The 7,614-nt window shown below is 58.3% G+C and carries 3 protein-coding genes; 1 reads left to right on the top strand and 2 read right to left on the bottom strand.

Annotation, left to right across the window (positions count from 1 at the left end):
• The first annotated feature begins 523 nt into the window (after window positions 1–523).
• On the top strand, window positions 524–2,047 hold the full coding sequence (locus R6U20_RS04225; protein WP_410336622.1) for a sensor histidine kinase: 1,524 nt from the start codon (window positions 524–526) through the stop codon (window positions 2,045–2,047).
• 38 nt (window positions 2,048–2,085) lie between these two features.
• Here the strand turns inward: R6U20_RS04225 and R6U20_RS04220 are convergent, their stop codons facing one another.
• Together R6U20_RS04220 and R6U20_RS04215 are read right to left on the bottom strand one after the other, a co-directional pair.
• Complete coding sequence (locus R6U20_RS04220; RefSeq protein WP_410336621.1) at window positions 2,086–4,860, bottom strand: PAS domain S-box protein; 2,775 nt, start codon at window positions 4,858–4,860, stop codon at window positions 2,086–2,088.
• Window positions 4,861–5,240: 380 nt separating this feature from the next.
• Window positions 5,241–7,115 carry a PAS domain S-box protein gene (locus tag R6U20_RS04215; RefSeq protein WP_410336620.1) on the bottom strand — a complete coding sequence of 625 codons (1,875 nt, stop codon included), beginning with the start codon at window positions 7,113–7,115 and terminating at the stop codon, window positions 5,241–5,243.
• Window positions 7,116–7,614: the final 499 nt, after the last annotated feature.

The raw sequence follows: 7,614 nt of genomic DNA, 5'->3' as shown, positions 1-7,614 counted from the left end.
GTACACGTTAGATTGGAGGCCGCCCGGGATATCCGCTTCGCTCCTGATCCCGGGCTAAGGATTTGCAGCCCATAGCCGGGGACCGCTTGCGTCCCCGGCGACATTAAGGCGAGTTTCGTCGCTCACCGATTGCAAACACCTGTATAATGATTCAGCGCAGATGGTATAAGATGCATGCGGCGCGTGCACTGAAGTCCACACTGCGTTTCCCTTCCGCATTAGAAGCTGATCCTTGGCTTCTCTTTTGCAAAGAGGGGCACGAGCGTGAGTGACTGACGGCGTGAAGTGGAGAGGTGTCGCAACGACAAAGGGGAATGGTCACCTTTGAAGTGCTCTTGTAAAACCCGCACGCCGTGTACAGGCTATGCAACAGGTGAGCCGTTCAACAGGCGAGCGGCTCAACGGTGAAATCTACTGGGACCCCGACCATCACTTTTCCGGTTGGTTGCCCAGGTCGGTTTCCGGGAGTACCGTCCTACCATGGCTATAGTCGGACCGCTATCCAAGCGCGCAACTCTCATCTATGAACTTTTTTTCCGCCTTTGATATCGGGACGCTGCTGCTTACGGTGGCGATCACTGCTCTTGTGGCCACCGGGCTGCTGCTGGTGTCGGCCCTGCAGCACCGTCACGAGGTGGATGGGCTTAGCTACTGGGTGGTGAGTGGGGCGCTTTTCTCGATCAGCGGGCCTCTCTTTGTCATGCAGCATGACGGCCTAACATTTGTCTCGGTCTTCCTGCCCAACACGCTTATTCAGGTTGGGCTTTTTCTCATAGGAGTCGGTCTGCGCCGATTTCACAGCCGCTCGGTCGGACGCATTGGCTGGAGCGTACTGGCGGTGGTCGTCGCGGTCTCTGGTGTATTTCTGGCTTTCGCCGTGACCGGTTGGCCCGATACCGAGGGGCGCATTGTCGCGGCAGCGGCAGGACTCGTCGCCACAGCCGGCTACATGGTAGAGAGCCTATCACGCGCATTCGTCAAAACGCTCGTGGGAGCAACCATCGCCGGAGCGGCTACCGTCCTGATGGGGAGTGCCCTCATGCAAGCTGTCAATGTGCTGTTCGTGACGGATACGACAGCAGCAGGGCTTGTACAGCTTGGAAGCTTACACGCGGTCTTCGTCATCGCACAGATGGTGGCCACCATCACCTTGCTATTTGCCCTTGTCTTGGTTGTCCCCCATCAGTTGGCCAAGCAGAAGGAGGCTCTGGTTGAGCGCGTCAAGGAGGCCAGCGCGGCTAAGTCCCGCTTCCTTTCCGGTATAGTCCACGATCTCAAGACTCCTGTGACTCTGGTCTTAGGCTTTGGAGACATTCTCGCCAAGCGGGTGGACGGAGAAGAGCAGAAGTTTGTCCGCAGCATCTGCCGGGCCGCCGGAGACATCAACGAGATGGCCAGGTCTCTCACCGAACTGGCCCGCCTAGAAGAGGGCACGGTCGAACTGGACCTGGACCCCGTCTGTGCGGGAACGCTAATTCGCGACGTTGTGGATGCCCAACGTATAGCAGCCGAAAAGGCCCGCATTACCCTTCGGGTTGAAACGCAGCCCTCGGTAACAGACTCGGACGACGCCCTTGGATTAACGGCCCGTGCAAATGAGCAAGCGCTGCGTCGCGTAGTCACCAATCTCGTTGATAATGCCATTGCGTATAGCGGGCAAGGCGACACCGTTACGTTGCGGGCCTCTCTCTCGGGGGCGCCCGTAGCGCATCTGCCCGCAGACCAATCGACAGATGGTGCTGCCCTAAGAGGCCGCCGGGGTGGTGAGAAAGCCGGTGCCGCAGAGGTTCAAGCAGATGAAGCTAAGGCCGTAGTGATCACTGTGTCCGACACCGGTCCAGGAATCGACCCCGATTTTATGGGGGATCTGTTCGAGCCGTTTGCACGCAATGCACCAGAAACAGAGGGGACGGGGCTCGGACTCGCCGTCACACGAGAACTTGTTGAGGCGATGCACGGCACGATCACCGCCCAGAGCGAACTTGGGGAAGGAACCCGATTTCAGATCCGACTACCTGTAGCTGCTCCCCCTTTACACAGCCGCTGATCGCACAGCCGCTGATCGCACAGCCGCTAATTGCATATTCAGCGGCCTGCGTCTTCAGCATTCGTTTCACCGGACTGCTGCGGGAAGCGAACGTGCATGTGGGTCCCCGCCTTTTTTTCGCTTTCCACGGTGATTGTAGCACCTATTTCGTCGACCAGTTGCTTTACGATTGCCAGCCCAATCCCACTGCCTTCATGGGAGCGCGCGAATCCTTCCGATTCTTGCTTGAACGCCACGAACATCTCATCGATAGCTTCTGAGGCGATGCCAATCCCGGTATCTGCAACGCTGATGTAGGGCGCTCCCTCATGGGGCGTTTCTTGCTCCTGATCAACGCAGACAGTTACAGTTCCCCCTGCAGGGGTGAACTTGATCGCGTTATCCAGCAGATTCGTTACGATGCGCTGCGCAGCCATCGGATCGGTGCGCGTATCGACCGGGTGCACGGGATGCGCAAACTCAAGGGTCAGCCCATGATTGGTTGCTTTAGGCTGCATGGTTTCGATCACCTCGGCGGCCACCTTCCGCAGGTCGACCTCTTCCCACGAGGGCGTGTAGCTGCCCCCGCGGAGCTTGGACAATTGCAGCACCGACTCAAGCGTCTTGTACAACCGCTTGCTGCTTCGAAGAATAGTTGACGCGTGCTTGGCCTGCCGCCCTTCTAACTCCTCCGCCAAGATCTCTGCAAACCCCATCATCGACGTAATGGGCGTGCGGACCTCATGGCTCATGTTGGCAATCATGGCCGACTTGAGGCGACTGGCACTTTCGGCCTCTTCTTTGGCTTCAATGAGTTTGTACTGTATCTGCACCTGCTCGGTGATGTTTTCCACCACGAACACACCGCCGGTAATCGTGCCCTCCGCATCGCGGAGCGGGGCACCGTTGACCGACAAGATGCGCCGGTCGCCGTTAGGCCACTGAATGGCATGCCGTATGTCGTAGACCGGCGCCTCGGTATTCATGACCTGTGCGAAGGGCAACTCGTCATCGGGAAACGGCTTACCGTCGACGGTTGTGATGTGCCACGCGGGGTCGTTGTAAGTGCGTCCCTTCACGTCGGAAGGGACAAGGCCCAGCACCTCCTGCGCGCGCTTGTTCGCCCGGATGATGGTGCCGTGTTCGTTTAGCACTGTGATGGCGGCGGCGCTGGTGTTAAAGATGCTCCGTAGCAAGTCACGCTCGGCGTGCAGGGCCTCTTTCCGCTTGTGGGCATCAGTCACGTCCAAAACGGTAGTCACCTTGAAGGGCTCGCCCGATTGCTCCAGATACCCAGCGGTGATGATCACGTTGCGGATCGCGCCGTCTTTGCCATGCACGCGCCACTCGCCGGTGGTTTCGTCGTTGCGATCGTAGATGAACCGGTCGTGTAAGTCTGCCGCGTCTGCATGACTGTTTGGTGGCACTACCTTAGTGAAGTGTTCGCCGATCAATTCCTCCTCACTCCACCCATAGAGATCGGTATAGGCCGGGTTCACGCGCACGAACTGACCGTTCTTATCGGTCACGCAGATGCCAACATTGGCCGTCTCGATGATGCTGTCGAGCAACTCGCGCGTCTGTCGCAGGTCGCGCTCGCGCTCGCGCTGCTCGGTAACGTCGCGCTGCACCGACACCCAGTGCTGGATGGTGCCGTCATCGCCACGTACGGGCGATATGGTCCACTGCATCTCGAACGGCGTGCCGTCTTTTCGGTAGTTTATCGCCTCGGTCTCCACCGGCTGGCCCGCTTCCAGGTGCTCGCGAATGTAATCCAGCGTAGCACGGTCGGTCTTGGGGCCCTGCAGGAGGCGGGGCGTCTTCCCGTATACCTCTGCCTCGGCGTACCCAGTCATGTGGGTGAACGCCGAGTTGACGTACTCGATGCGGGGCCCGGGCGGGGCCAACTGGTTGTCGGTGATCAAGACGGCTTCCTTCATGTCTTCGACCGCCTGGCTCAGCAAACGGAGCTGCTTTTGCGCTTGTCTCTGCTCGGTGATGTCGTCGAGATGCACCGACAGGCCGCCTTCGAACGGGCGGGCCTTTACCCGCAACCAGATCTCCAACGATGGGACGTAGGCCTCGAACTCCGCCGTGCGGCCCTCCTCTACTGCGGCGTGACATCTCTTGTAGAGGAGGCGGTCCTGCGTGTCCGGAAACACCGTCCAGAGGGTCTGACCGTGCAGATCATCGGCGGGCTGCTTCAGCAGAGCTTCCGTCTGCTGGTTGACATAGGTGAGTCGCCAATCGGGAGCGACCGAGACAAAAGCGCCGTCGATGCTTTCGAAAATCGCGTGGCGATGAACATGGCTGGCATGCAGTTTCAGTTCGTCGATGACCACCTGCGCTAAGGTGTGCAGCGTTTGGCGGTCGTCGTCGGAGAGCGTGCGGGGCTCGGTGTCGATCACGCAGAGCGAGCCCAGTGCGAAGCCGTCATCGGTGAAAAGCGGAGCGCCTGCGTAGAAGCGGATGTGCGGCGGTCCGGTCACCAGCGGGCTGTCGGCAAAGCGCACGTCGTTGGTGGCGTCTTCCACCACCATCACGCCATTGTCGCGGATGTTGTAGTCGCAGAAAAACACCTCACGAGGGGTTTCGCGCTGCTCCATCCCGATGCACGATTTGAACCACTGCCGGTCCTCGTCGACGAAGGTGGTCAGCGCGATAGGCGCGTCGAGCAGGCGGGCCGCCAGGTTCGTGATGCGGTCGAACGCCTCCTCTTCGGGGGTGTCGAGAATACCGTATCGATAAAGCGCTGCGAGGCGCTGTCGATCTTCGGTGTCATCTCCAGATTCAGATAAAGCGCCAGATGGGGGTTTCGGTGCGGGTGTAGGCATCTGGCGGGAGGGACCGGACCGCTCGTCTTCTGGAGAATGCATACGTGAAGCCTTGTATGTTTGATTATGCCGATCAGCGCTTTATCTGCTCGCAAGGTCTGTTTTAGATTGCCTTTATTGCCTGCAAACGGCGATTCTGCTCAATCCCTGGTTCGCGTTGATTGTGTTGCTTTTCTACTTTGGTTGCTACGCATCCCCCTTCTACTGACGGTTGTCGGTACTGTGGTGCTGCAAGCGGCTTCAATGAAATGAAGTCGACGGGCATACTTCTGGTTTGGGTTGCCCCCGATGTTGAGCCCCCGAATGTTGAAACCCATGTAGCGCACCTTCACGAAGCGAACTGAACACGGTGGGGTGTACGGGAAGGCATAAGATACGGGCTATGAGGAAATAACCTCAACACCTGAGAACTCAAATCGGGTTCCCCCCTCGTCAGACGCCGTAAGCGTGACGGTCCACCCGTGCGCCTCGGCGATTCGTTTCACAATTGCAAGGCCAAAGCCAGTGCCATCTGCGCGTGAAGTCTGCCCTGGCTCAAATACGGCATCCTGCTGTTCAGGCGGCACGCCGGGCCCGTCGTCTTCAACGTACAGGGAGGCATGCCCCGCCTTTCCCACGCGGACTGTTACCCCAGGACCGCCATGCTCAAGGGCGTTCCGGAAGAGGTTCTCGTACACGTGGCAGAGCCGGTCTGGATCGCCGGCGATTGTACACGTGTCTTCGATGATCAGCGTGGCCTCAACGGGGTCGATCATGGCCCAACACGCATTGATGATCTCTTCCATCGCGACGGGCTCAACCGTATCTACCGTATCGCCCTGCTGGGCAAGGAGGAGCGTGTCCATGATGATGACTTCCATGCGCTTAAGTGCCGCTTGCGCCTTGGGGAGATGAATGTTCTCGTTCCCGTCGCGGGCCCGTTCTTTGATGGCAAGAGCTGTGCGACCCTGGGCGATGTTGAGCGGGTTACGAAGGTCATGAGATACGACACCCGTAAACTCGCTAAGCCGCTCGTTCTGGCGACTGAGCGTCGCCTCCCGCTCTACCCGATCGGTGACGTCGCGGGAAATCCCGATAACCCGGGTCACCTCGTTGTCAATCATCACCGGAGCGAGCTTGGTTTCCCAGATTCGTGTGCCCTGAGGAAGGTCGAGTGTTTCCTGGTAGGAGATGGGTTCTTCCGCCTCCACACAGCGACGGTAATTTGCCGCGAGCTCGGCACCAACGTCGGGCCCGACGGCCTCGCGTGGCGTTTTGCCCCGAATGCTCTCGGTGGTGAGCCCCGTTGCGGCTTCATGGTAAGGATTGAGTTGTTCGAACCGAAACTCAGGGCCTGATTCGGTCTTGTCGACATCCATGAGGAAGATGGCATCATCTGCATTTTCGAGCAGAGCGCGGTATTGCTCGGTAAGCTCTTCAAGGGCCTGTCGCTGACGGTTGCGCTCTGTGACGTCTCGGCTGAGAGCAATAAACTGCTGTTCCCCCCCGATTTCGACTTTGTCTACCCATACCTCAGCAGGAAACGTGGAGCCATCCTTGCGGCAATGACGCGTGAGGACTTTATGCCGGTCGCCCACCTCCATCGCACTCCAGAGGTCGTTTAATTCGTCCCAATCGTGGTCGATCTCAAAGCGCGTCACATTCATCGAGAGCAGTTCTTCGCGCGTATAGCCAAGATCGTTGACGGTCTGGCTGTTTACGTCAAGGACATTTCCGTCTGCATCGTGGATGATCACTGCATCGGGGAGCTTCTCGTACAGCGACTGTAAATGCTTACGAAGCTGCGCACGTGTTCGCTGCTTCTGCTCCTGCTCTTTGTCGTACACCGCCGCAGAGGTGTTCTCGATCAGGGCTGTGCGCCGCCAATTGGTTTGGGCGAACTCCTCTTCCGACGCCTTTCGCTCTGTAATGTCGACCAAGTAGAGGGACATTCCGCTTTCGTCGGGGTAAATGCGCCCTTCGAACCATCGCTCCTGGACCGCATGGTAGTGCTCGAACGAGTGTTGCTTCTGCGTCTCCATTGCTGCCGCGAGCTTGTCTTGCACAACCGTTCCCTCTGCTTCAGGAAACACGTCCTCCACGCGGTTGCCAATCAAATCCTCACGCTGGATACCCAGCATCTGCACGGCCGGGTCGTTGAGATAGGTGCACCGTAAGCCCGTATCGAAGGCAGCAATGCCGTCCGTAACGCGTTCGAGAATTACGCTTCGCTGCAGGACATCGCTGACCGTTTCATCTGTGTTCGTGTCAGGCATATTCTGTAACGGCGAGCCGGGGACGATGAATCAGGACGCGTGGAAGTAGAGACACAAGGTGCTCTGTATGGTGGGATTCTGTTTGGTAAGACGACCGATTGGCAAGACGATCTACAAGCAACCGAACGTAGTGTCGTGTCACACCTGAATATTAGGGGCCGGAGACTGTGCCAAACTCTGTGTCCCCCCAAAACCTGTCATGGTGGAGGCTGATTGCAGTGCAACCATCAAAATGAGGGTTGACAGAGCAGTAGTCCTATCTCCTGCGAGATCGGAACGTATTTGCTGAGACGGCATGGCCGATTATCGGACGAATCAATGGGGGATGGATTGAGCACTTATTTACCGGCATGTGCGGGTTTTTTGACAAGGAACAGGCAGAGCATCAGGCGACTCTGTGTTGTCAGGTCGACGTCGAGGAAGGGAAGACGGACGCGCCGACCATCACGGTGCAGGCCAGCGCACAGGATCTCAACGCGCTGATGAAGGGCGAGCTGAA

Source organism: Longimonas sp., assembly GCF_046498435.1.
Taxonomy (GTDB): Bacteria; Bacteroidota; Rhodothermia; order Rhodothermales; family Salinibacteraceae; genus Longimonas.
This window is presented reverse-complemented; position numbering and strand designations above follow the sequence as displayed.

What these genes read in the sequence shown, in the direction of transcription:
- R6U20_RS04225 (WP_410336622.1), top strand. Translation starts at nt 524, where the DNA reads ATGAACTTTTTTTCCGCCTTTGATATCGGGACGCTGCTGCTTACGGTG.
- R6U20_RS04220 (WP_410336621.1), bottom strand. Translation starts at nt 4,860, where the DNA reads ATGCCTACACCCGCACCGAAACCCCCATCTGGCGCTTTATCTGAATCT.
- R6U20_RS04215 (WP_410336620.1), bottom strand. Translation starts at nt 7,115, where the DNA reads ATGCCTGACACGAACACAGATGAAACGGTCAGCGATGTCCTGCAGCGA.